The 20,363-nt window shown below is 65.0% G+C and carries 20 protein-coding genes and 4 pseudogenes; 13 read left to right on the top strand and 11 right to left on the bottom strand.

Translation table 11 applies throughout. From position 1 onward, the window contains the following. Positions 1-557 precede the first annotated feature (557 nt). Entirely contained in the window at positions 558-1,745 is a 1,188-nt protein-coding gene (locus AC1RIF_RS23955; RefSeq protein WP_492603877.1) for an MFS transporter, read from the bottom strand. 176 nt (positions 1,746-1,921) lie between these two features. Between AC1RIF_RS23955 and AC1RIF_RS23950 the strand changes: the two genes are divergently transcribed. Then, positions 1,922-2,827 (top strand): helix-turn-helix domain-containing protein, encoded by a 906-nt coding sequence (locus AC1RIF_RS23950; RefSeq protein WP_492603876.1) that lies wholly within the window; start codon positions 1,922-1,924, stop codon positions 2,825-2,827. Positions 2,828-3,044: 217 nt separating this feature from the next. Here AC1RIF_RS23950 and AC1RIF_RS23945 read toward each other — a convergent pair whose 3' ends face one another. Both AC1RIF_RS23945 and AC1RIF_RS23940 read right to left on the bottom strand, forming a co-directional pair. Next, a complete protein-coding gene (locus tag AC1RIF_RS23945) occupies positions 3,045-3,686 on the bottom strand; it encodes a histidine phosphatase family protein (protein WP_492603875.1) in 642 nt (213 codons plus the stop codon). Between the two features lie 176 nt (positions 3,687-3,862). Further along, the gene (locus AC1RIF_RS23940; RefSeq protein WP_492603874.1) at positions 3,863-4,321 is read right to left on the bottom strand and encodes a DUF2867 domain-containing protein; all 459 of its coding nucleotides are present in this window, start codon (positions 4,319-4,321) and stop codon (positions 3,863-3,865) included. A gap of 206 nt (positions 4,322-4,527) precedes the next feature. Here AC1RIF_RS23940 and AC1RIF_RS23935 point away from each other — a divergent pair, with 206 nt between their 5' ends. The 3 genes and pseudogenes from AC1RIF_RS23935 to AC1RIF_RS23925 all read left to right on the top strand — a co-directional run. Continuing rightward, on the top strand, positions 4,528-5,001 hold the full coding sequence (locus AC1RIF_RS23935; RefSeq protein ID WP_492603873.1) for a hypothetical protein: 474 nt from the start codon (positions 4,528-4,530) through the stop codon (positions 4,999-5,001). Between the two features lie 139 nt (positions 5,002-5,140). After that, on the top strand, positions 5,141-5,509 hold the full coding sequence (locus AC1RIF_RS23930; protein ID WP_492603872.1) for a hypothetical protein: 369 nt from the start codon (positions 5,141-5,143) through the stop codon (positions 5,507-5,509). Positions 5,510-5,578: 69 nt separating this feature from the next. Next, a pseudogene (locus tag AC1RIF_RS23925) lies at positions 5,579-5,740 on the top strand (dihydrofolate reductase family protein); the annotation flags it as partial. A gap of 125 nt (positions 5,741-5,865) precedes the next feature. On the opposite strand, the gene AC1RIF_RS23920 reads toward AC1RIF_RS23925, so the two are convergent. The 3 genes and pseudogenes from AC1RIF_RS23920 to AC1RIF_RS23910 all read right to left on the bottom strand — a co-directional run. Then, positions 5,866-6,318 (bottom strand): transposase, encoded by a 453-nt coding sequence (locus AC1RIF_RS23920; RefSeq protein ID WP_492604011.1) that lies wholly within the window; start codon positions 6,316-6,318, stop codon positions 5,866-5,868. Then, positions 6,318-6,674: a transposase gene (locus AC1RIF_RS23915; RefSeq protein ID WP_492603871.1), complete on the bottom strand. Its 357-nt coding sequence runs from the start codon at positions 6,672-6,674 to the stop codon at positions 6,318-6,320. Before AC1RIF_RS23915 ends, AC1RIF_RS23920 begins: the two co-directional genes overlap by 1 nt. Positions 6,675-6,795: 121 nt before the next feature. Continuing rightward, positions 6,796-7,167 (bottom strand): annotated as a pseudogene (locus tag AC1RIF_RS23910) (cupin domain-containing protein); the annotation flags it as partial. Between the two features lie 289 nt (positions 7,168-7,456). Between AC1RIF_RS23910 and AC1RIF_RS23905 the strand changes: the two are divergent. Continuing rightward, positions 7,457-8,026 carry an RNA polymerase sigma factor gene (locus AC1RIF_RS23905; RefSeq protein WP_492603870.1) on the top strand — a complete coding sequence of 190 codons (570 nt, stop codon included), beginning with the start codon at positions 7,457-7,459 and terminating at the stop codon, positions 8,024-8,026. Then, positions 8,023-8,829: a hypothetical protein gene (locus tag AC1RIF_RS23900; protein ID WP_492603869.1), complete on the top strand. Its 807-nt coding sequence runs from the start codon at positions 8,023-8,025 to the stop codon at positions 8,827-8,829. Before AC1RIF_RS23905 ends, AC1RIF_RS23900 begins: the two co-directional genes overlap by 4 nt. 1,799 nt (positions 8,830-10,628) lie before the next feature. On the opposite strand, the gene AC1RIF_RS23895 is transcribed toward AC1RIF_RS23900, so the two are convergent. The 3 genes from AC1RIF_RS23895 to AC1RIF_RS23885 all read right to left on the bottom strand — a co-directional run bounded on the left by AC1RIF_RS23895 (position 10,629) and on the right by AC1RIF_RS23885 (position 13,171). Further along, positions 10,629-12,077, bottom strand: coding sequence for a DUF6924 domain-containing protein (locus AC1RIF_RS23895; RefSeq protein WP_492603868.1), 1,449 nt, complete (start codon positions 12,075-12,077; stop codon positions 10,629-10,631). A 181-nt stretch (positions 12,078-12,258) separates the two neighbouring features. After that, positions 12,259-12,585: a transcriptional regulator gene (locus tag AC1RIF_RS23890; RefSeq protein ID WP_492603867.1), complete on the bottom strand. Its 327-nt coding sequence runs from the start codon at positions 12,583-12,585 to the stop codon at positions 12,259-12,261. Beyond that, positions 12,578-13,171, bottom strand: coding sequence for a hypothetical protein (locus AC1RIF_RS23885; protein ID WP_492603866.1), 594 nt, complete (start codon positions 13,169-13,171; stop codon positions 12,578-12,580). The genes AC1RIF_RS23890 and AC1RIF_RS23885 overlap by 8 nt, the downstream gene beginning before the upstream one ends. Positions 13,172-13,427: 256 nt before the next feature. Between AC1RIF_RS23885 and AC1RIF_RS23880 the strand changes: the two genes are divergently transcribed. After that, on the top strand, positions 13,428-14,012 hold the full coding sequence (locus AC1RIF_RS23880) for a hypothetical protein (protein WP_492603865.1): 585 nt from the start codon (positions 13,428-13,430) through the stop codon (positions 14,010-14,012). 216 nt (positions 14,013-14,228) lie between these two features. Here the strand turns inward: AC1RIF_RS23880 and AC1RIF_RS23875 are convergent, their stop codons facing one another. Then, on the bottom strand, positions 14,229-14,735 hold the full coding sequence (locus AC1RIF_RS23875) for a hypothetical protein (RefSeq protein ID WP_492604010.1): 507 nt from the start codon (positions 14,733-14,735) through the stop codon (positions 14,229-14,231). Between the two features lie 643 nt (positions 14,736-15,378). Here AC1RIF_RS23875 and AC1RIF_RS23870 point away from each other — a divergent pair. The 3 genes and pseudogenes from AC1RIF_RS23870 to AC1RIF_RS23860 all read left to right on the top strand — a co-directional run. Continuing rightward, positions 15,379-15,525, top strand: a pseudogene (locus AC1RIF_RS23870) (YncE family protein); the annotation flags it as partial. Positions 15,526-15,649: 124 nt separating this feature from the next. Further along, positions 15,650-16,785 (top strand): annotated as a pseudogene (locus tag AC1RIF_RS23865) (IS30 family transposase). Then, the gene (locus tag AC1RIF_RS23860) at positions 16,782-17,021 is read left to right on the top strand and encodes a hypothetical protein (protein WP_492603864.1); all 240 of its coding nucleotides are present in this window, start codon (positions 16,782-16,784) and stop codon (positions 17,019-17,021) included. Before AC1RIF_RS23865 ends, AC1RIF_RS23860 begins: the two are co-directional and overlap by 4 nt. A gap of 18 nt (positions 17,022-17,039) precedes the next feature. Here AC1RIF_RS23860 and AC1RIF_RS23855 read toward each other — a convergent pair whose 3' ends face one another. Next, entirely contained in the window at positions 17,040-18,026 is a 987-nt protein-coding gene (locus AC1RIF_RS23855) for a helix-turn-helix transcriptional regulator (protein ID WP_492604009.1), read from the bottom strand. 63 nt (positions 18,027-18,089) lie between these two features. Here AC1RIF_RS23855 and AC1RIF_RS23850 point away from each other — a divergent pair, with 63 nt between their 5' ends. From AC1RIF_RS23850 to AC1RIF_RS23840, 3 genes are all read left to right on the top strand, one after another. Beyond that, positions 18,090-19,229 carry an epoxide hydrolase family protein gene (locus tag AC1RIF_RS23850; protein WP_492603863.1) on the top strand — a complete coding sequence of 380 codons (1,140 nt, stop codon included), beginning with the start codon at positions 18,090-18,092 and terminating at the stop codon, positions 19,227-19,229. 169 nt (positions 19,230-19,398) lie between these two features. Continuing rightward, positions 19,399-19,692: a transposase gene (locus AC1RIF_RS23845; protein WP_492603862.1), complete on the top strand. Its 294-nt coding sequence runs from the start codon at positions 19,399-19,401 to the stop codon at positions 19,690-19,692. Beyond that, on the top strand, positions 19,689-20,363 hold a 675-nt coding region (locus AC1RIF_RS23840; RefSeq protein WP_492603861.1), incomplete at its 3' end, for a DDE-type integrase/transposase/recombinase. The genes AC1RIF_RS23845 and AC1RIF_RS23840, both read left to right, overlap by 4 nt.

The raw sequence follows: 20,363 nt of genomic DNA, 5'->3' as shown, positions 1-20,363 counted from the left end.
ATCGACCGCGAGAACCGGGACTTCATCGCAGGGCACACGTCCGGGCCTTACGGGGACTACACACCCGTCGGTCCCGACACCGAACAGCCGCTGGAAGCGATCCGCCGAGAGCCACCGCGGTTGTCCTCGAAGGACGTCAAGTATCAGTTCGAGCGAAACAACTGACGCCCACGCACGCGCCAGGAAGGGAGGTCCGCCATCCTCGCCGTCACGTACGGGGCACGTCCCCCCGCGGATCCTTCCGGCGCGTCGGGAACGGTCACTCGCCGCGCCCGCCCTGGCGGCGTCTCGCTCACCCTGATCGTCCGGGCAGTCGTGTGAGTTTCGTTGCGTACGTCTGCGTGATGGCGGAGTGACCTGTCGCGCTCGATACCGAGCCGACACCGGCGGCGGGCACGGTACGCGTCGACTGCACCATGTCGACCGACCTGCGATCGACTTCTCCGACGCAGGTCGAGTAGTCGTTCGTCACGGAACGATCGCTCCGGGGTGGGTCGTGCTCTACCTGACGGACGCGACAACGCCCGGACCGCACGATGCGCCGCGATCCGATGCTCTCATCGTTGCGCTACACGCTCCACGTTCGAGGCGCCGGTTCCGATGGTGGAAGAACGGGAAGTGAGCACTGCGATCACGTAGACGAGGAGTCCGGCAAGGGTCATGCCGGCAGCTGCGAAGCCCAGTGTGGTGAAACTTCCTGAGGCACTGAGGACTGCGCTACCGAGCAGCGAACCTGCGGCGATCCCGGCACCGAACGCTGCGGTGTTGGCGGTGCCGACGAGAGGTGATCCGGCCGCGGCGAAGCGCAGCACGAATGTCTGCAAAGGCGCCAAGAGCCCGAACCCGCACGCTCCGAGCACGAACAGTAGCGGCACCACCAGCACTGGATGTGATGCTCCGAGGGCGAGAGCGCTGAGAGCGGTGGCGAGTGCGATCAGGAGGAAGACGGTCGTCGGAACGAGCGCGCGGTCCGACGCCTTGCCCGCGACCCAGTTTCCGACCACCAGACCGACCCCGTAGATGCCGAGCAGCCAGATCACATCGCTCGCCGTGAATCCTGTCACGCCGGTGAGCAGCGGTTCGATGTAGGTGAACGAGGCGAACAGTCCGCCGAAACCGATTGCCGTCGAGCTCAGCGCCAACCACAGTCGCGGGTTCGTGAAGGGGCGCAGGCTCTCACGATAGCTCGCGGGTTCGTGATGGCGGTCGGCGGGCACGAGCGCGACGACTCCGACGAGACTCACTGCACTGATCGCAGTCACCACCAAGAACGACGCACGCCATCCCGCGGTCTGGCCGATCAGGGTGCCCAGGGGCATGCCGAGCACCATCGCCAGCGTCAAGCCGGTGAACACCAGCGCGATCGCGCTGCCCTGCTTCTGAATCGGCACCAGGCGAGAAGCCGCGACCGACGCGACGCCGAAGAACGCCGTATGCGACCAGGCTGTGGCGAACCGGCTCGCCAGCAGGACCTCGAACCCTGGGCTGAGCGCTGTCAGCAGGTTTCCGAACGCGAAAATCGTCATGAGCACTACGAGCACACGCTTGGTCGGCAGACGTAGGAGCGCCAGCGCCAGTAACGGCCCGCACATTTGTCCCGTCGCATACCACGTGGTGACGAATCCGGCTTCGGCGATCGAAATCCCGAACTCGACCGAGAGGGACGAGAGCAGTCCGTTGGTCAGGAACTCGGTGGTGCCGATGGCAAACGCACCGACAGCTAGCGCGAGTAAGGCTATGGGCATTGCAGGGCACGGTCCTTTCGAAGGCAGACGCAACCTGAATGCGGCCGCCCCTCCATGTTTCGTTCGGACAACAGCGTCGGCCAGACACGTGTTCGTCGTACGAATCGGGTGCCTACCACTGACAGGGTCACCCTCATCGATGTGCCGGCGCGGATCCCGCGAATACAATCGAGCACATGGTGGAACCGAGTGGGCTCGGCGCCTTCCTGCGAAATCGACGAGGCTGTGTAGCCCCGGAGCAGCACGGCATCTCGACACTCGCTGCTCGACGAGTACCAGGGCTGCGCCGCGAGGAAGTGGCACACCTCGCGGGGGTGAGTGTCGCCTACTACACGCGACTGGAGCAGGGCGCCAGCGCGAATGCCTCCGAGCAGGTGCTGACAGCGCTTGCCCGCGTGCTCATGCTCGACGCGGACGAGACCTTGCACCTGTGCGACCTCAACCGTCCGCGTGCCTCCACGCTCGGGAAGCGACTGCCCGAGGTCGAGCACGCACCGCGTCCCATGTCGGATCTGCTGGATGCGATGCCGCAGGTTCCGGCTCTGCTGTTGGGGCGCCGAAATGACATCCTCGCGTGGAACGACCTCGGACACCGACTCATGGGAGGCCATCTCGACCCGGATGCTCCCCGTGACCCCACGCGGCGCCCATCGACGACTCGCATGCTCTTCCTCGATCCACACACACGCGCACAGGAGGCCGACTGGGAGCACTACGCTCGCACCCACGTCGCCTATCTACGGATGCTCAGTGGCAGGCACCCCGACGATCGCCTGCTCGCCGAGCTGATCGGCGAACTCACGATGCGCAGCCCCGACTTCGCTCGGTTCTGGTCCAACGGCAATGTCCGCGAGTGCACCTACGGACAGCGCTCGCTCGATCACCCGAAGGTCGGCAGGCTCGACCTCACCTATCACGTGCTCAGCCAGCCAGCGCTTCCGGACTACCGTGTCGAGTTCTACACCGCGGCACCCGGCAGCTCCACCCGAGACGCGCTCGAGCGCCTGGCGTGCACCGACGACACGGACAGGCCACTGCCGCCGCCACTGCACCAGCCGTCAGGAGCGATGAGCTCGCCGTAGGACGCGCCGCATATCCCGGATCCACAGCCGAAACACTCGGTCGGAAGCAGAGTCGAAACCGCCTCAGTTGCTTGCCGGTTACACTCGATCGCTGTCGCAACGCCCATCCATGAAGCTGGTGACATCCGTCGATCCGTGTACAGCGCTTCGTTTCGCGCGTCGAACGGGGTCCACGGGTGCACCGGTGCGCCGCGAACGTCGAGGACCCGCAGCGCGGCTACGGCCCGATCGGCGGCGCCAGGTGGCCGCGGTCACCGAGCGTGTGGAGCGTGCGGTTGTGGAAGGAGTCGTCCTCGTGCAGCACTGTGATACTGCCGGGGCCCGCCCGGAAGGATGCGTATGAGCACGCCGCGATAGGCAGGCGTAACCAGCCCGCGATGACCCAGTTGATCGAGCCTCCGTGAGTGACGACAATCTGGTGGTCGGCTGTGTCCGCCTCGATTCGGTCGACAGCTCGGTACACGCGAGTGATCCACTCTCGCTTGGTTTCGCCCCCGTCGATCCCTTCGCTGTGATCCAGGCGCTCACCGACTCGTGGCGGCGTCCGGAAACGCTCATCGAGCCATTCCTGCGGTCGCCCTCCCGCGACGCCGTACGACTTCTCACGCAGGCCCGGCAGGACAATCGGCTCGATGCCGAAGACGTCGGTGATCGGGCCCGCCGTCTGAACCGTGCGCACCAGATCCGACACGAACAGCGACGGAGCAACGCCCCCCGGAATCAACTCACGCAGGCGCTCAGCAATGAGCAGCGCATCCGAACGACCACCCGCCGTCAGCTCCGAGTCGTACCAACCACCGACGAGACCGTCCACATGATGAGTGGCCTGCGGATGAGTGACCACGTAAACCCAACGCATGAGAGCCCCTTCCACCCGCACGTGTGAACGTTCATCCTCACACGCCTTCCTACGTGCCACCAGTGGCCGCACCTCGCGAACACCCGGCAGCAGGACCTGAACGGCAGTCCGGCGGCCTCGCGACTGGGCCTGAAACCGTTCTGCCGCAGCAAATCACGGATGAGAACTGTGAGGCACTAGCGCGGCGCGAGCCTGGTGCACGCCCGGCGCAGCATCGACTGCACGGCGGCCGGGTGAACGACGCTGACGGGCGCGAAGTAGACGCGACCGCGCCAGCCCTTCAACCGCACCACCGTCGTCACGCGGACGAGTCGCGCCTCGGTGTCGACCGCGACACCGGCCCGGAAGTCGAGGTGCCTGTCATCGACGGAGATCAACGCCTCCCCGTCCTCCACGCGCGACACCGCGAAGACTCCTCGGCCGGCGCGGGGCACGCCGATCAGCGGAACCACCAACTGGCGCAGTGCCATGGCGAGACGGATCCACACCGGGGCCGAACCAGCCGCGAACACCGTCTCAGCCCACACCCGCGGATCGGCGGTCACGCCAGGCGGTAGTGGCGCCGCGATCACGTCGACGAAGTCCGGACGGGGAATGTCTTCGAGGGCGAGGGACCAGAATGCGGGACGCGGCATACCGCCATCTTCCCCCGACATCCAGTGCCGTTCCAGACCGAGTGCGCTCGATCACTCCCCCTCGATCAGGTCGAGTCTGGCGTCGCAGACTTCACCACCGCCCCGCATCCCACGTCGAGATGATCGATCTCACAACCCTGGTGTCCGCACTCGACGAAGATCGAGAAGCGGGATCGTAGATTCCACCGAAGGAGGTGCATTTGGACATGGACGACGAACAGGTCAACGCGGCGCTGATCCGTGACAAGGCCCGAGAGTGTGTAGCTCACATTGCCTATCTGCGGAGTCTGCGCCGACTGCACGAGAACGGCTACACCGAAACTGCCCTCGCGACAATCACAGGTAAGAGCACGGCAGTCGTCCGCGGCATGCTCATCCGCGCCCGAGTCGACGCCCCAGAGTTCCGGCCCGACTTCCACGGTGGAACCCCGTACGAGATCGCTGCGCACTACGCGGCCGGCAACTTGGAACGAGAAGTCGCTCTGCAAGAACTGATCGACTGGAGATACGACTACCCGGCCGAGCCGAACCCGTTCCCCTGGGTCGACGATGGAGCCCCGATCGTCGACGGCAGCTTCAACATTCAGATCGGACGGGCGGTCAGTGACCGCTTCCTGACCGACAAGGACTACGACGCGCTCCTGGATACGCTCGCCGACGACTCCCGGGAGCCCATGTAGCTCCCCTACTGAGCGGACCGATCGTCGAGGCCGTCGACATCCATCCACCTCGCGGTCACCTGGGGCACCACCGATGCCGTCCGACAACGACCTGACACATGACATCCCCTCAGGTAACGGCACGATATACCGTGCCCTCATGCCCACAGCGCTGCGCCGCACCATCCGATACGGCTCCCTCATCCTCGTCGTAGCGCTCGCCGGCGGGATCCTCTACACGATGCTCGTCTACCGCAGCATCAACATCCTCACCCCACCCGAACGCCTCGAATCCCTCGGCAGGACATACCAACTCAGCAACCTGCCCCCACTCACTCGTGAAGAGATTCACCAACGCCACTCACCCGGACACCGCACGTACTACGCTCTCGAGCGGGTCGGCTACCTCTGGCCCCGCCACCCCGTCTACCAGTTCCAGAACGACACCATCCGAGACGAAGCGACCCCCAGCGCCTACCTCGAATGGGGCGACCGCTACACCCCCTACGAACTCCTCGGCGGCCCCTGAACTCGTCGGACGGAGGGGCGGTGCTGCCCCGATGGTTCTGCCGACACCCACAGGTCTGTCTCACGGTAGAAGGTGTTCGACGGTGGCGCGGTGCCCACCAACGTCACCCTCCTCGAACCGCCGGTAGCCAGTCCGACGGGAGTCGTGTACCTGCGCTACGGGCTCGCTGAGGGTATGCCTCGGACCGGGGACATGAGTGCACCCGGCCGCGGTGCCGGACGCGACGACTGACGCCGCGCGACCCAAGACTCTTGCCACGAGACATCTCCTCGGGCAACAGCACAGTTCGAGTTCACGATCTAGTCTGTTGACCTGAACCGCATTTTCGACATCCAGACGTGGGCTCGACGCGTCGGTCACCACCGTTTTCGAAGGCGTTCCGACCTAGACCGTGTCTCCTGTTTGGTGAGGGATCTCAGCCAGATGTAAACCGCTGAGAGGACCACGCCCGCGCGGTAGGTGAGTGCGAGTTTGTCGTAGCGTGTGGCTAGTCCGCACCACTGCCCGAGGGCCGCGAAGGATCGTTCGACGACGTTGCGGCCCTTGTATTTCTCGGTGTCGAACCCGACCGGGCGGCCTCCGCGGCTGCCCCGCCGTTGTCGGTGACGTTTCTGGTCGTCCGGTTCGGCGATGATCGCTTCGATGCCGCTCGCTCGCAGGTGGGAGCGAGTCGCTTTCGACGAGTGTGCCTTGTCGCCGAGTACCGCGTCCGGTCGGGTTCGGGGTCGACCAGACCCGATCCGGGGCGCCGACAACGCGTTCATCATGATCGGGAACATTGGCGAGTCGCCAGCCTGACCTGGCCCGATCAGCAGGACAAGAGGGCGGCCGTGGCCGTCGGCGAGCTGGTGGATCTTCGTGCCGAGTCCACCGACACGGTCCAGTCGACCGGCCCGTTCGCATCAGCGTGTGCGAACAGCGCAGTCAAGACCGTGTCCCAGGTCCCGCCGCCGGCGTCGCGGCGGTGACGCTTCCAGATTGTCTGCCAGGGACCAGAATCCGTCGGCACGTCCCGCCACGCGATCCCGGCCCGATAGCGGTAGACGATGCCCTCCACGACCCGACGATTGTCCCGGAACGGGCGGCCCAGACATCCGTCGGACGAGGGAAGCAACGGTTCGATCAACGCCCACTGCTCATCGGTCAGATACTCGGTGCGCGACACGCTGAAAAGCGTCGCGCACCGACTACGCGCATTTAGGAGACACGCCCTATTGGCATCCCCCGCAGTTCCGCTGCGCGGGAAGAGTCGTTGTCGACGGGCACAGACGGCCATCTCGTTGAGCTCACGGTTGGATCCCGCCGCGAACGAGCCGATCGGGGTCGGCGCGTACGTGCGCGCGCATTCCCTGCGGGCCGAACAGGATGAGTAGCTCGACCGCACCGCTGTCGGCACTTCCGAGCCAGTGCGGTAGAGACGTGTCGAACTCGGCAGCCTCACCTGGCGGCAACGTCAGGTCACGTTCACCGAGCACGAGCCGCAGGCGACCGTTGAGGACGTACAGCCATTCGAACCCGTCGTGGGTCTGCGGGGTCGGTACGAGCGGTTCCGGCGAAGCGGGAATGATCATCTTGAACGCCTGAACCCCGCCCGGCCGCCGTGACAGCGGTGGGCCACGGCGGACGAGTCGACTGGGGCCCTGTAGCTGTGGACGCGGATGCCGCTGCGCCGCTGAAGGTTGCGCAGTGAACCTTCCCCCAGGGCTCGAAGGCTGAGTCGAATCGTTCCCAGAGGCTCCCGCTATGCGTCACCTCGAGCGCCCGATCCCTGTCCTCATCGACATCTCCCGAGTCCTGCCCGGCAACACAGCCTTCACCTGGGCCGCCACCCTGTCACTGCGAGTGAGGGCAGGCGGTCTCTAGCCAGTCGTCGAGTGTTGGCGGCGCAGCGGTCGCAGAGTTTGAAGACGTTGGTAAGGATCAGCGGGCATCCGGACACTACTTGGTATGGGAGAGGAACAGCCGGGTTCACCGGTACCGGGGGATGTTGTGCGCTTCACCGCGCTGTGGGGCGACCATGTCGGGCGGGTGTCCGCGTATGCCTGCCGACACGTGGATCATCACACCGCGCAGGAGGTGGTGTCCGAGACGTTCATGGTCGCGTGGCGACGGCTACCGGAGGTCCCTGAAAAGGCACTGCCCTGGCTGCTAGGGGTCGCACGCAACACCCTGTCCAATCACCGCCGCGGTGACCGCCGACGCGACGCGTTGACGGAAAAGATGGCACTCATCGAACACCTCGCGGGGTCGACGCCGGGCGCCGATATCACGGTCACCGACCGAGCCGAAGTACTCGAGGCCCTGGCAGCCCTGACCTCGACGGAGCGTGAAGCCCTGCTGCTGACCGCGTGGGACGGCTTGAGTGCCACCGAGGCCGCCCACGTCGTGGGCTGTTCCGTGCCGGCCATGCACGTGCGGCTGTTTCGTGCCCGGCGTCGTTTGCAGACCGGCCCCAGTACCGAATCCGCCGACCCGATCCCGCTGCGGGTCACCACCGAACCGAGGAGCAACCGATGACGAAGGACCTGTTGAAAACCCTCGAGGCAATGCGACCCGACACCAGAGCCGACCGCCTGTGGCCGCAGCACCTACAGGCCGCCGAACAGGCCCGCATCATGGCGACCGCCTCCGCGTCGGGGGCTCCGACGGTGCGGAGGCGGCGGGTCGGTGCGGTGGCTCTCACCGCGGCATTGTTCACGGCGGCCGGCATCGGCGCGGCCGCCGCCAGCGGCATGATGCCGAAGGCGTTCACCGACCACTACTACTTCTGGAAAGAACCGGGACCGGGGGCGGGACCTGTGGATCCGGCCACCGCCGAGCGGATCGCCTCCATACCCGGACCCGACGGCACCGTGTTCAGCGTTTTCGAGGCCCGCGGTGCCGGCAGCCAGCGATGTGTGACCCCGGTGTTCGAGAGCGCCACCAGCGCCGCGGACCCCGGACCGTCGGAGTTCACCGACCTGGGCAGCCGGTGCAGGCACGACAGTGACGGTGCCGGCGCATTCGGCGACGGTGCCGGCGCGATGGTCGGGTCATACGGCGAGAGTGCCGGCGGCGAGGTGTTCCCGAATACGCTCGTTTACGACGCAATGGCGGGAACGGCGGTGCGCGCCGAACTGCGTGTGAACACCGGGCAGGCGCTACCGACGATCCTCGCCGACGGCAGCTTCTTCGGCTGGTATCCGACACCGGTCGAGGGCTGGTACTTCAGACCAGAGGACGGCTCGTACTCGAGACCAGCGGCCGGCAGCCCCCGCCCCGTTCTCACCGGATATGCCGCCGATGGAACGGTCGTCGGCAGCATCGAAATCGGCTTCTAGAACTGCACTGACCTGCGGCCGCTCGGATCCCGCGACAATCGTCCACCAACACTGACGAGCAGGCGAGAGATCCGGCGGCATCCAACTCGAAGCGCAGATGCCAGGGGTGTTGTCTTGCTGGTCGCGGGTCGCTTCTCTGCACTAAGTCGGTACAGGTCATCATGGCGCATCGCCGACTGCATCGAAGCGATACCCGCCGGGGCGCGACCTGGACCCGCAATCCCAGGACAGCCCGCTCCCCCTTTGCGGAGCACGTCTCGGGCCGTCATGCACCTCGTCCCACCTCCACCCGCGATGAGGAGCCGCGGACGACGCCGCGCCAGATGTACTCGGCCCACCCTGGTGCACCCTCGCCGCCGACGCCCTACGACGACATCGCCGAACACGACGACACCCCGGTCATCAGCGATGCCGGCTGGGCGGTGTTCGCCGCCTACCCGCCCGTGACCTGCAAGCAAACCGCCCGATCATCCCGGATGCTTTGTCACACTGACAGAGGTGCTTGGTTTCGTCTCCACCTTGTCGGGGTCAGCCGAAGGAGGCAGCTATGACCGTGGCCGCTCGCTCAATGCGCAGTCGTCGCCACTTTGTCGCCGCATCTGGTGCGATCGCGGCGTCGGTGGGCATCGTGCTGGTCGCATCGCCCACCGCTCACGCAGCTCCGACTGATTACCAGTTTCCGAATCCAGTTGTGGGCATCATTGCAGCCCCACCACCGTGGTACTGGGGCCCCAATGGTGGACCGGTTGCGGCACGAACCGATCCGACGTCTCCTGGACTCACTCGATTTGTCACCGGGAATGCAGGCTGCTCCTGCACCGTGCGGTGGCGCAACCTCACGACCGGTGCAACGGGAGTCTCCGAGGTGGGTTGGGTATTGGACGAGCGACCTATACACGGCTACGCGAACACCGGGTCGGGAATTCTGGTCGCCTCGGTCTGGCCAGCCAATTATCTGGGCAGACCGGCCATCACGATTCTGCCGACGGCCGGTTCGTGGGTAGTTCCTTAGGTTCGGTCGTCATCACCTGTCACTGGCGCACTCTCGGCGTTGGCGCGGCGAAGACAACAAGCGTGGTCACGACTGTTCTTGGAGGTCGCCATGATTTAATTTCGTTCGCCGATCGGTCGCCTGCGCTGCGATCGTGGCCGGTTCGGTTCTGGCCTCGGCGGCTGTCGCCTCCGCCGCGGTCACCGTTCCGTTCCAGATCAACCCAGCGCCGTTCGGAAACCCGAACGGCAGTTTCGACGCTCCCCGGGTCCGCTGTGAGGCCGTGGTCGGCGAGCAGCCTGGGACGGTGACGATCACCGGCCCGACGGAAGGCGGTCGTGCGGTGACCGGCGAGGCGGGGGCTGGTCACTGCCAAATCCTGGGCGACGTGCACTGGCTGAACCTGCAAAACGGAGCTGCCGGCTCCGCCCGGATGTCGGTCGTCAGTACGGCTACCCGGCGGCAATCCTGCCGACCGGGACCGGGCAGGTCGTCGTCGCCGTCATACCCGAACCCGGCACGACCACACCGGGCTTCGCGAGCGTCTACGTTCCATAGTTGACGGCGTCGAGGGTCCCCTCACGAAGCGCTCCATGTAGCTCGTCCACCAACGCACCTCCGTCAAACTCGGACCCGCGGGGCACTTGTCGAAGGTGCAGTTAACAGGGCTGACGGTCGCTGGCTCGCCCAGGTCTGCGTCCCCGCCCGATCGGCCAACGGTCACAGCGAACTCGACCTCTGGCTGTGGGTCGACGCGTCCAACGTCACGCGTCGGCACGTGTGACGGCGACCTGTGTCGCGCACATGGTCAGAAGCCTCGGTATACGCCGTCCGGGTCGGCGGACTCGGCGAATTCGTCGAAGTCCATGTTGCTGATGGAGAGGTTGTTTTCGATCGACCACATCTGCGAGGGGATGACGCGGACGGTCTGGCCGCGGGTGTGGCCGAAGTCCTCGGGGCCGGTGTCGACGGCGAGGATCGGGTGTTCGGGGTCGGTGATGGTGGTGTGGTCGGCGAGGAAGACGTAGTACGGCGGATGGTCCCCGATGCGCTCGAGTAGGTCGGGGATCGATAGTCCGTTGTTCTCGGGATTGTCGATGCAGGTGAGGTACGCCGAGAAGTCGGAGTTCTCGCCTTCTCCGGGTTCCATCGCGGCCGCAGCGGCTTCTCGCCACTTCGCGTCGTCGCTGAAATCAGTTCTCACCAGCAGGGAATCGCCGCCGTCGCCGCCGAGGTAGTCGTCGAGTCGGCGTCCGGTCCCGAGCATCCGGGTCAGTGCGGCGTCGGCCTGTTCGGCTGCCTCCCGGTCGATTGCCTCGCGAATCTGGTCGGGCGGGGTGGAGGGCACATCGGCGGGAATGATCGAGGCGATGATGCGTTCGCAGTCGCCGGTGTCGATCGGCGTGTGACTGCGGATCTCGTATGTCCACGGGCCGACCGTGGCGCGGTGCAACAGCGGGGTATGGGTGCTCAATTCGCCTGACGGCTCGCCGAGTTCGGTCACCCACTGCCGCAGTGTGAAACCCGGATAGTTGGGCATGACCTGCAGGTCCAGTGCCCCGGTACGAGGATCGCCGTCGATGGGTTCGGCCTGGATCTTCCCCGGTGTCCAGGTGACCTCCGCGGCCGGCATCCGGGACAGCGCCTGCATCTTCGCTTCGTACTCACGGTGAGCTGCGCTGACTCGAGGGTCTTCCTCGTCTCGCGTCGCGCCGGCCCATCTGAACAAGGCAGGATCGAAGGGCTCGTCGATCACGGGGTTCGACAGTTCGAGCACAGTCCCGGCCATCGATCGGGACAGTGCGACACCGGTTTCCGCGTCGAGGACGTAGGTGATGGTGCTACCGGGCTGGTTGGTGAACTGGTCAGTGAACTGCACTTCCCAGCCGGCGCGGCCACGGACATCAACCTGGCGCGGCGCGGTGGGATCACCCAACTGTGTGGGAACACCCTGCTGTCGTGGAAGCCACATCGAATGCGCCTGCAGGAGGAGATGGGGCGCGTCGCCGGTCATCATCACCCACCGATGCGGGGACTTCACCACATGCACCATGACGCCGTCGTCGTCACGGCGGTACTCGTCGGTGTCGTTCTCGATGTAGGTGACCTCACCGGAGGCGTTCTCGAGCCGCCACGAGGTCGGCGGCTGGAACCACACCTTGCCCGTATAGGTGCCGCCGGACCACATCTCGGCACACACCGATCGACCCATCGTGCTGTAGCTCAGTCCGCGTACCTGCGGCCACGTCATCGACATTCGCCCAATGTATCCGTCTCCCCAGGGCTTGGCCGCGCGTGACATCTGAGTCCGGAGCGGATCGGCGTAACGCCCGGACACACCGGCCGTTCCCTGGTACGCCGCCTCGTGGTCGGTTGCCTCGGTATTTGTCTCCCACTGCTGTGCGAAGGTCATCCGCAGCTGCGGTGGCCGCGGGGTGTCAGGTGCCGCCGCGCCGACCATCGAGTGCATCGATGAGATCTCGGAGTGCGTCGAGCTCTGTGCGCAGCATTTGTGTGCCCAGGGCGGTGGTCCGTATCCATGTCCGCGTCCGGCGTCCGGTGTAGACACGACGTAGTTCGATGCATCCCGCTGCTGCGAGGATGTCCAGGTGCCGGCCGAGGTTCCCGTCAGTGAGGCCGAGGGCATCGCGTACGAAAACGAAGCTGGCCTCGTCGGATTCCCTGAGCAGCGCCAGGATTGCAAGTCTGGTCTTCTGGTGGACGGCTTCGTCGAGGTCCAGGAGCCGACGTTGCGGGCTATCCAATCTCGGCCAGCTCATCCAACTCGGCGACCAACGTGATGACACCGGTCGTTATGACGATCACCCCGAACGCTGCGGTCACGACGCCAATGGTGAGGGCGCCGTCGATCGTGTGCATGCCCGTCGCCGTGCGCATCGGTTCCGCAGCCGTGATCAGGCCGATCAGGACTGCGGCCACACCCGTCACCCAGACACGTGGGGATCGCTCACGCCACCCGAACACGGTGGACCCCCCACCGAGGATCGTCAGGGAACCGAGCACTGTTGCAAGAGGAAGGACCCACACGATTCCGAGGACGGAGACCCAGGCCGCGACCGAGTATCCGATCTTGTAGCCGCGCAGGCCGATTCGGTTGCCTCGATAGGACATCACGATCGCCAGGACCGAAAATGAAATCGGGATCGACAACACCTGCCAATGGGCGGCCGAACCTGTGTCGCCGTAGATCCAGCCCAAGCCGACCACTGACGCTGCGCCGCCGAGGACGAGCAGATTCGTTGATGCTGCATGGCGGCGTAGATGCCCGACGCGAGCGGCATCGGTGGCCCTGCTCAGGGAGGGGAGGTCGAACCCGCTGCTACTGGCCATACCTTCCACTCTGCATCGCAGAGTGCCCTGTGGTCAATAGCAGTCAGGGCGTCGGCGAGTTCGACTCAAACGATGTGTGCGCCGAGCGCGGCGCCACTTTCAGCCACCAGAACCGCGCCACTTATCGCTGAAAGTCGCAACAGTGAGGTCAGGACAACTTCTGCGGCCCGTCCTGTTTGACGATCGTCACACAAGACACCGTCGTCGGCATCGCGCTGGCGCCGCAATGCGGTCCGACCAGGTGGACAATGGCTGGGTGAGTTTCGAACTGTGCGACGACGCATCTGCCGCCGATTGGCTCGTCGAGCAAGGACTTCCGTGGTATCGACTAGCGGGGCGCGGACCGGTCGGATATCCGAAATATGCGCGGGTGAGGTTCATCCCCGACCCGAGCTTTCCTGGCCAGAAGACCAGTGACGTCGATTTCGATCATAACGGGTTGTCGGAGCAGGATCAGGTCGGCGTAGCGCTGGAGGTCCTGTCTCGACACACAACCACACCAGATGAGTGCTACTTCTGCATGTGGGAGGGGTGGGGCACCACCACCATCAACTCAGCACCCAACTTCGCGATACCCAATCGCGTCTACTGGTTGTTCCGCGGCACACTGGCGGACTATGCAGACTGGAACAGCGATGACCCTGCGCGGTGGCCGTACGGCTACTCGCCTGATCCCGCATTCATCTGGCCGGCAGATCGTGCTTGGTGCGTGACCAACGATGTCGATCCGCACTTCGCCACGATCGGCGCCAGCGTGGACGCAATAGACCGCATTGTGTCCGACCAGCGAATCGACGCGGCACTCGATGATCCGACACGCGAGCCGCCGTACTGGGAGTAGCCAAACACCGGGTCGGTTTGTGTCGAGATACAGCGCAGATTGGCGGGACACGCCCGGCTACTTTGACGGGGCTTCGGGCGAGTCCCGAAGCCCGTCAAAGTAAGTGATTCGCCCGCAAGTTGGCGACCGAGAGATCGGCGGCTGGACCAGGTTCAGTGGCACCGCTCGGTGAGACGGTTCAGCGCCCCTTCGTTGTGAGGGGAAGGTTCATGTGTGTCACGCGGTCGCGCCCGGGGTCGAAGCGAGGACCGCGGTGTCTTTGTTCTCGACGGCCGTGGTCATCGTGTCGATCGCCGCACGCATGAGTTCCCCATACGAATCGCGAGCGAGCGCAGACGAGCTCTCCCGGGCGGCGTCGATGTGTTCACGAGCGGCTTCGAAGGATCCCAGCCGGCGATAGCTGTCGGCGAGGTTGAGGTGAAGCGAGGGGTAGAAGCCGGCGATGTGCAGGCTGGCGTGATGTTCCTGGACGCGCCGCTCCGTGACGGCGTCGGCGGCATCGAGTGCACGCACATCCCAGGCCAGTGCCTGCGCCGGATCGGTGCAGAGTTCGGCGAAGTAGTGCGCGAGTGTGCAGCGGTGAAAGGGATCCCCGTTGACTCCGATCACCTTCCACAGGTCCAGGAGCTGGCCGCAGGCACTGTCGATGTTTCCGCTGCGCCCCTCGGTGATGGCCTTGCCGATCGCGTCCATCATCGGGTCCGTACTGGTGGGTTCTGGCATTTGCCCTGCTCCTTCGGTTGGTGGAGAAATCGCCTGTCGGCTGAGCGGATAGAGGAAATCCGCCACGCCGACATCCTTCGGCTTCGACCTACCCGAGGGTCAACACACCCCCGACGGCACGGTCTACCACCCCTGCAACTACGCCTGCACCGTGACCGGTATCCCGGACCCGACCGTCACCGTGACCAGTGGATCCCGGTGAGGGTCGGCGCTACCTGGATCGCGATGACCGACACCGTGTTGTCGGCGGCGTTGGTGACGTAGGCGCGGGCGCGCGAACCCAAGGATCGTCAAACAGGACAGCGCCTCGGTGGCAGGTAAATCGGGTTCGAGGATTCGGGTGACCTGTTCGGCCAGGAGTTTCGGGCCGATTCCGGCAGATCGGCTCGGGCCAGCCGCCTGTCTAATCTGGAGGCCGAAATCGATCGCCCTCGGGCTTCCTCTGGTGAGCGAGGGACTGCTCCGCGGTCGAGAGCACCGTCGGAGCATGAGACGGGCTTCCTGAATACATCACGAGAGTCAACACGAAGTCAGCCGGTTCGGGCGTCTCCGAACCTGGTAAGTGGGAGCACCAGCGCGCCCTCCCGGGACCAGCGGGGTCGTCGACTAGAACGTAGACGGCTGTGACGACCGGTGTGTATGGGTGTCGGTGATCAACACCGCCACCAACACCGTCATCGCGACCATCCCGGTCGATGGGACTCCGGTCGGAGTGGCGATCACCCCCGACGGCACCCGCGCCTACGTCACCAACCAGGCCACCGAGACAGTGTCGGTGATCGACACCGCCACCAATACCGTCATCGAGACCGTCCCCGTCGGCACGACTCCGGTCGGGGTAGCCATCGCCCCCGACGGCAGTGATCGCAACACCACTGATCAGAGGTATTGCGCATGGACAATATTCTCACCGGATGGTTCCGGAGATCTTTCAAACGTTCTGGTCAGGTATGGCCGCGGGAGAGTTCATCACCGACGCCACCGCAGCCGCGGGAACCTGCACCAAGCAGGGCACGAGGTGGCTCGCCGCAAGCGGTGGCGTACGACCTCGACGCGGCCGCAACCTCAAGGGGCGGTGCTTGACGTTCGCCGAACGTGAAGAGATTGCCATCGGCATCGCCGCAGACCAGGGCATCCGGGATATCGCGAGAACTCTCGGGCGGAGCCCGTCGACGATCTCCCGCGAGATCGCCCGCAACTGTGAGGCGTCGGGCCGGTATCGAGCGCGGTCGGCGCACGCAGCTGCCTATCACCGCGCTTCGCGGCCGAAACCGGCCAACTTGCCACCAACCTGCCGCTGCGCGAAAGAGTGGAAGCCGATCTTGCGAAGCGATTGTCGCCCGAACAGATCGCCGGCAGACTCCGGTTCGAGTTCCCCGACGATCCACAGATGCGAGTCAGCACGGAGACGATCTACCAGTCGCTCTGTCAACCTTCACGTGGTGCGCTCAAACACGAGCTGACCAGACAGTTGCGTACAGGCCGTGGTCTCCGTCGGCCGAGCCGTAAGGCCGGTCAGCGGAGGAATCGGATACCCGACATGGTCAACATCTCCCACCGACCTGTCCACGTGAAAGACCGTTCCGAGCTGGGACATTGGGAGGGAGACCTCATCATCGGCAAAAGGAACTCGAGTGCGATCGGCACTCTGGTCGAGCGCGCCACCGGAATCGTGATGCTCGTTCACCTGCCCGACGGATACAAACCCGAACAGACCGCGCCGGCGCTGACCACGCAGCTCGAGACACTGCCCGAGTTCATGCGCCGCACCTTGACGTGGGATCAGGGGTCGGAGATGCGTGACTGGAAATCCGTCCGAACAGGCGCTGGCATGGACATCTACTTCTGCGATCCACACTCGCCGTGGCAACGCGGGACCAACGAGAATGCGAACGGCGTCCTCCGCCAGTCCTTTCCCAAAGGCGCTGATCTGAGCGGGCACTCGAAGACCGACCTCGAATGGGTCGCCAACCAACTCAACCACCGGCCCCGGAAACGACTAAGCTTCCGCACGCCCATCGAAGAGATGGAACGTCTGTTGTTGCGATGACCGCCAGAATCCGCCAATCGTCAAACAGGACACCCTGGCGCTGCGTCGAAAGCTCCGGTTCGCTTCTGGCCCCGGCAGCCATCGCCTCTGCCGCGGTCATCGTTCTGTTCCAGGTCAACCCAGCGCCGTTCGGAAACCCGTACGGCAGCCTCGACGTTCCCTCGATCCACTGCTGGGCCGTGGTCGCCGAACAGCCTGGAAGTGTGCCGGCGTCGGCGGTGCGGCCGCGCCGGTGAGGCGGGCAACGGTGTGACTCACAAATCGTCCGGACCGATTGAGGGTGGTGACACCGGAGTGCCGGTGGCGCGGTGGAGTCTGGTCGCGAGCTTGTTGAATGCGAGCAACAGTTCGTCTCCTTCGATGATGTCGAGGTCGGTATCGAGCTGTACCAACCAGAGTGCGAGTCGCGCCGGGTCTCCCGAGTCGATCTCGATGATGCACGTGGAGCTGCCAATGCTCTCGATGGTGATTGGAATGGGAGTCTTCGCAGCGACGGTAGCGGCGGGAGCGTGGACGAGTACTCGGGCGTGGTAGATGTGGCCTGCTGTGGCGATGCGTCTGGTGACGTATCCGATGACGTCGCGGTCAGGGTCTGCGCGGGGCCGGAATGTTACGCCGGTCGGTGGGCGCGCGGTCATGCGGTCCAGGCGGAAGATTCGCCAGTCGTCGCGGTCCAGGTCCCACGCGAGCAAGTACCAGAGGTCCCCCCAATTTATGAGACGTTGCGGTTCTGTATGGCGTGCTTGTTCGCTGCGTTCGGGTTTGGTGTATCCGAACCGGAGCCGCTGGTGACCGCGAATCGCGGAGGCGACGACGCTGAGTGCTGTGAGGTCCAGGGGCGGTGCAGTTCCGGGGACTGTGTTCGTCGCCTCCCGGACTGCGCCGACGCGTTGACGTAAACGTGCCGGGAGCACCTGCTCCAACTTCGCGAGCGCGGTGAGCGATTCCTCTTCAGCTCCAGCTCTTCCGGTTGCGAGTGCGCTGAGTCCGACCGCCACGGCAACGGCTTCGTCGTCGTTGAGCAGGAGGGGAGGCATCACAGCTCCTGGTGCGAGACGGTACCCACCCGCGACGCCAGGGCGTGCGTCTACGAGATAGCCGAGTGAGCGCAGCTTGCCGATATCGGCGCGCACCGTCCTGGTGCTCACCTCCAAGCGGTCGGCAAGCTCGGAGCTCGTCCAGTCGCGTCTGAGCTGGAGAAGCGAGAGCAACTCGAGCAAGCGGGCCGAGGTTTTCAACATGCCATCGATCATTCCCTTAAATGCGGAAGCTATCCTGCCGCAATCCCTGGAAGGGTCGGTGTTATGACCGATTACAAGGCCCTCACACCGTTCCGCATCAACGTCCCCCAAGCCGATATCGACGACCTGCGAGACCGGCTGGCGCGAGTCCGCTGGCCGCACCCGGCGCCCGGCCGAGACGATCGCGCCGATTTCAGCCGCGGTATCCCCATGGCATACCTGAGAGAGCTCGCCGAGTACTGGCGCGATGGGTTCGACTGGCGCGCGCAGGAAGCGCGCCTCAACGAGATCGAACAAGTCACGACGACCATCGAAGGTCAGGCCTTCCATATCGTCCATGCGCGGTCGTCAAACCCGAACGCAACCCCGCTGGTGCTGCACCACGGCTGGCCGGGCTCATTCGTCGAGTACCAGCGACTCCTCCCGCTACTGACCGACGAATTCCATGTCGTCATCCCGTCGCCGCCGGGCTTCGGCTTCTCCACCCCCCTTGCATCTACGGGCTGGGAGCTGGCGCAGACGGCCGAAGCCTTTGCGGAGATCATGACCCGACTCGGGTATCAGCGGTTCGCGGCGCATGGTACCGATACCGGCACCGGCATCATGGCGCGCCTGGCAACTATCTACCCGGAGCGCGTGATCGGCACGCACTACGGCAGTGAGCGCCGGCTGCTCGGCTTGGTCGGAGTGCTTTTCCCTGCGCCCGCTGACCTTTCCGGCGAGGAGAGTGGCCAACTCGCTGTGATGCAGGCTGAGGCTGCCTCCGAGCGCGGGTACCTCGAGATGCAGAACCACAAGCCGGACACGATCGGGGTGGCTCTCACCGATTCTCCGGTCGCCTTGCTCGCGTGGATCGCTGAGAAGTTCAAGGCTAGGGACAGCGGCTATCGCACCCCGGACGAGTCGGTCGACCGCGACCAACTCCTGGCGAATGTCACGTTGTACTGGTTCACGCGCAGCGGCGAGTCAAGCGCCCAGTTCTACTACGAGGCGCAGCATTCCACGGTCGAACCCGCTATGTTCGCGCCCGTCCCGACCGGGTGGGCGGTCTTCGACACCCACCCGCTCATGCGCCGCGTCATGAACTCCACCGGTGCAATCGCCCACTGGAGCGAATACGCCGAAGGTGGCCACTTCCCCGCCATGGAACAACCGGCCTTGCTCGCAGACGACATCCACACCTTCTTCCGCAGCATCCCCTGACCAGAACTGCAGGCCGCGACGTGGCCGCCGCTTCTCTCGTTCGGGAACGGCGGCCACGCCAAGAGCCTCGCTGTGGACCAATGTCCACAGACAACAACGTGGGACTGCTGCACGGATAGGTGACATCTGATCTGTGGTGCCGGGAGGCACTGCTGGAAGGATGTGCCCTGTGCCGAAGCCGTATCCCAAGGAGTTCCGCGACGATGTCGTCCGTGTTGCCCGAGGCCGTGGGCCCGGCCAGCAGCTGAAGCAGATCGCTGCCGACTTCGGGATCAGCGAATCGTGTTTGGCGAACTGGATGAAGGCTGCCGACGTCGAGGACGGCGTCAAGCCCGGAACCACTGCGAGTGAGAATGCCGAGCTGCGTGAAGCCCGGAAGAGGATCCGGCTGCTCGAGCAGGAGAACGAGGTCCTGCGGCGCGCTGCGGCGTATCTGTCACAGGCGAACCTGCCGGGAAAATGATGTATCCGCTCGTCCGTGAGTTGGCCGCTGAGGGAATGCCCGTTGCGGTGACGTGCAGGGTCCTCAAGATCGCTCGCCAACCGTATTACCGGTGGCTGGCTGCACCGGTGACGGCCGCCGAGCTCGATGAGGCCTACCGGGCGAACGCCCTGTTCGACGCTCACCGTGACGACCCGGAGTTCGGGTACCGGTTCCTCGTCGACGAGGCCGCCGACGCCGGCCAGAAGATGGCGCTGCGCACCGGGTGGCGGATCTGCTCGGCCAACAAGTGGTGGAGCTCGTTCGGGAAGAAACGTGGCGCCAAGCATGTCCGTTCCGGCCCTCCGGTCCACGACGATCTCGTCGAACGGAACTTCACCGCAGATGATCGCAATCTGTTGTGGCTCACAGACATAACCGAGCATCACACTGGGGAGGGCAAGCTCTACCTGTGTGCGATCAACGACGTGTACTCGAATCGGATCGTGGGCTGTTCGATCGACTCGAGGATGAAGGCTCGGCTCGCTGTCGACGCTCTCGGCTCTGCGGTCGCCCGCCGGGCTGCGGCAGGGGATCTGGTGGCCGGCTGCGTGGTTCACAGCGATCGCGGGTCGCAGGGCGGATTCAACCGGTCGTCGCAACACCTCGATCACGGAGGTGTGCAATGGGACGTGGTGGGAAGCAGATGCCGG

This window comes from Prescottella sp. GW823-FHT02E09, assembly GCF_058797375.1.
The sequence above is the reverse complement of the archived record's forward strand: the minus strand, read 5'-3'. Positions and strand labels throughout refer to the sequence as shown.

Bases quoted from the DNA above. Each gene is read 5' to 3' on its own strand.
- AC1RIF_RS23955 (WP_492603877.1), bottom strand. From the start codon at position 1,745: ATGCCCATAGCCTTACTCGCGCTAGCTGTCGGTGCGTTTGCCATCGGC.
- AC1RIF_RS23950 (WP_492603876.1), top strand. From the start codon at position 1,922: ATGGTGGAACCGAGTGGGCTCGGCGCCTTCCTGCGAAATCGACGAGGC.
- AC1RIF_RS23945 (WP_492603875.1), bottom strand. From the start codon at position 3,686: ATGCGTTGGGTTTACGTGGTCACTCATCCGCAGGCCACTCATCATGTG.
- AC1RIF_RS23940 (WP_492603874.1), bottom strand. From the start codon at position 4,321: ATGCCGCGTCCCGCATTCTGGTCCCTCGCCCTCGAAGACATTCCCCGT.
- AC1RIF_RS23935 (WP_492603873.1), top strand. From the start codon at position 4,528: ATGGACGACGAACAGGTCAACGCGGCGCTGATCCGTGACAAGGCCCGA.
- AC1RIF_RS23930 (WP_492603872.1), top strand. From the start codon at position 5,141: ATGCCCACAGCGCTGCGCCGCACCATCCGATACGGCTCCCTCATCCTC.
- AC1RIF_RS23905 (WP_492603870.1), top strand. From the start codon at position 7,457: ATGGGAGAGGAACAGCCGGGTTCACCGGTACCGGGGGATGTTGTGCGC.
- AC1RIF_RS23900 (WP_492603869.1), top strand. From the start codon at position 8,023: ATGACGAAGGACCTGTTGAAAACCCTCGAGGCAATGCGACCCGACACC.
- AC1RIF_RS23895 (WP_492603868.1), bottom strand. From the start codon at position 12,077: ATGTCGATGACGTGGCCGCAGGTACGCGGACTGAGCTACAGCACGATG.
- AC1RIF_RS23885 (WP_492603866.1), bottom strand. From the start codon at position 13,171: ATGGCCAGTAGCAGCGGGTTCGACCTCCCCTCCCTGAGCAGGGCCACC.
- AC1RIF_RS23875 (WP_492604010.1), bottom strand. From the start codon at position 14,735: ATGCCAGAACCCACCAGTACGGACCCGATGATGGACGCGATCGGCAAG.
- AC1RIF_RS23860 (WP_492603864.1), top strand. From the start codon at position 16,782: ATGACCGCCAGAATCCGCCAATCGTCAAACAGGACACCCTGGCGCTGC.
- AC1RIF_RS23855 (WP_492604009.1), bottom strand. From the start codon at position 18,026: ATGTTGAAAACCTCGGCCCGCTTGCTCGAGTTGCTCTCGCTTCTCCAG.
- AC1RIF_RS23850 (WP_492603863.1), top strand. From the start codon at position 18,090: ATGACCGATTACAAGGCCCTCACACCGTTCCGCATCAACGTCCCCCAA.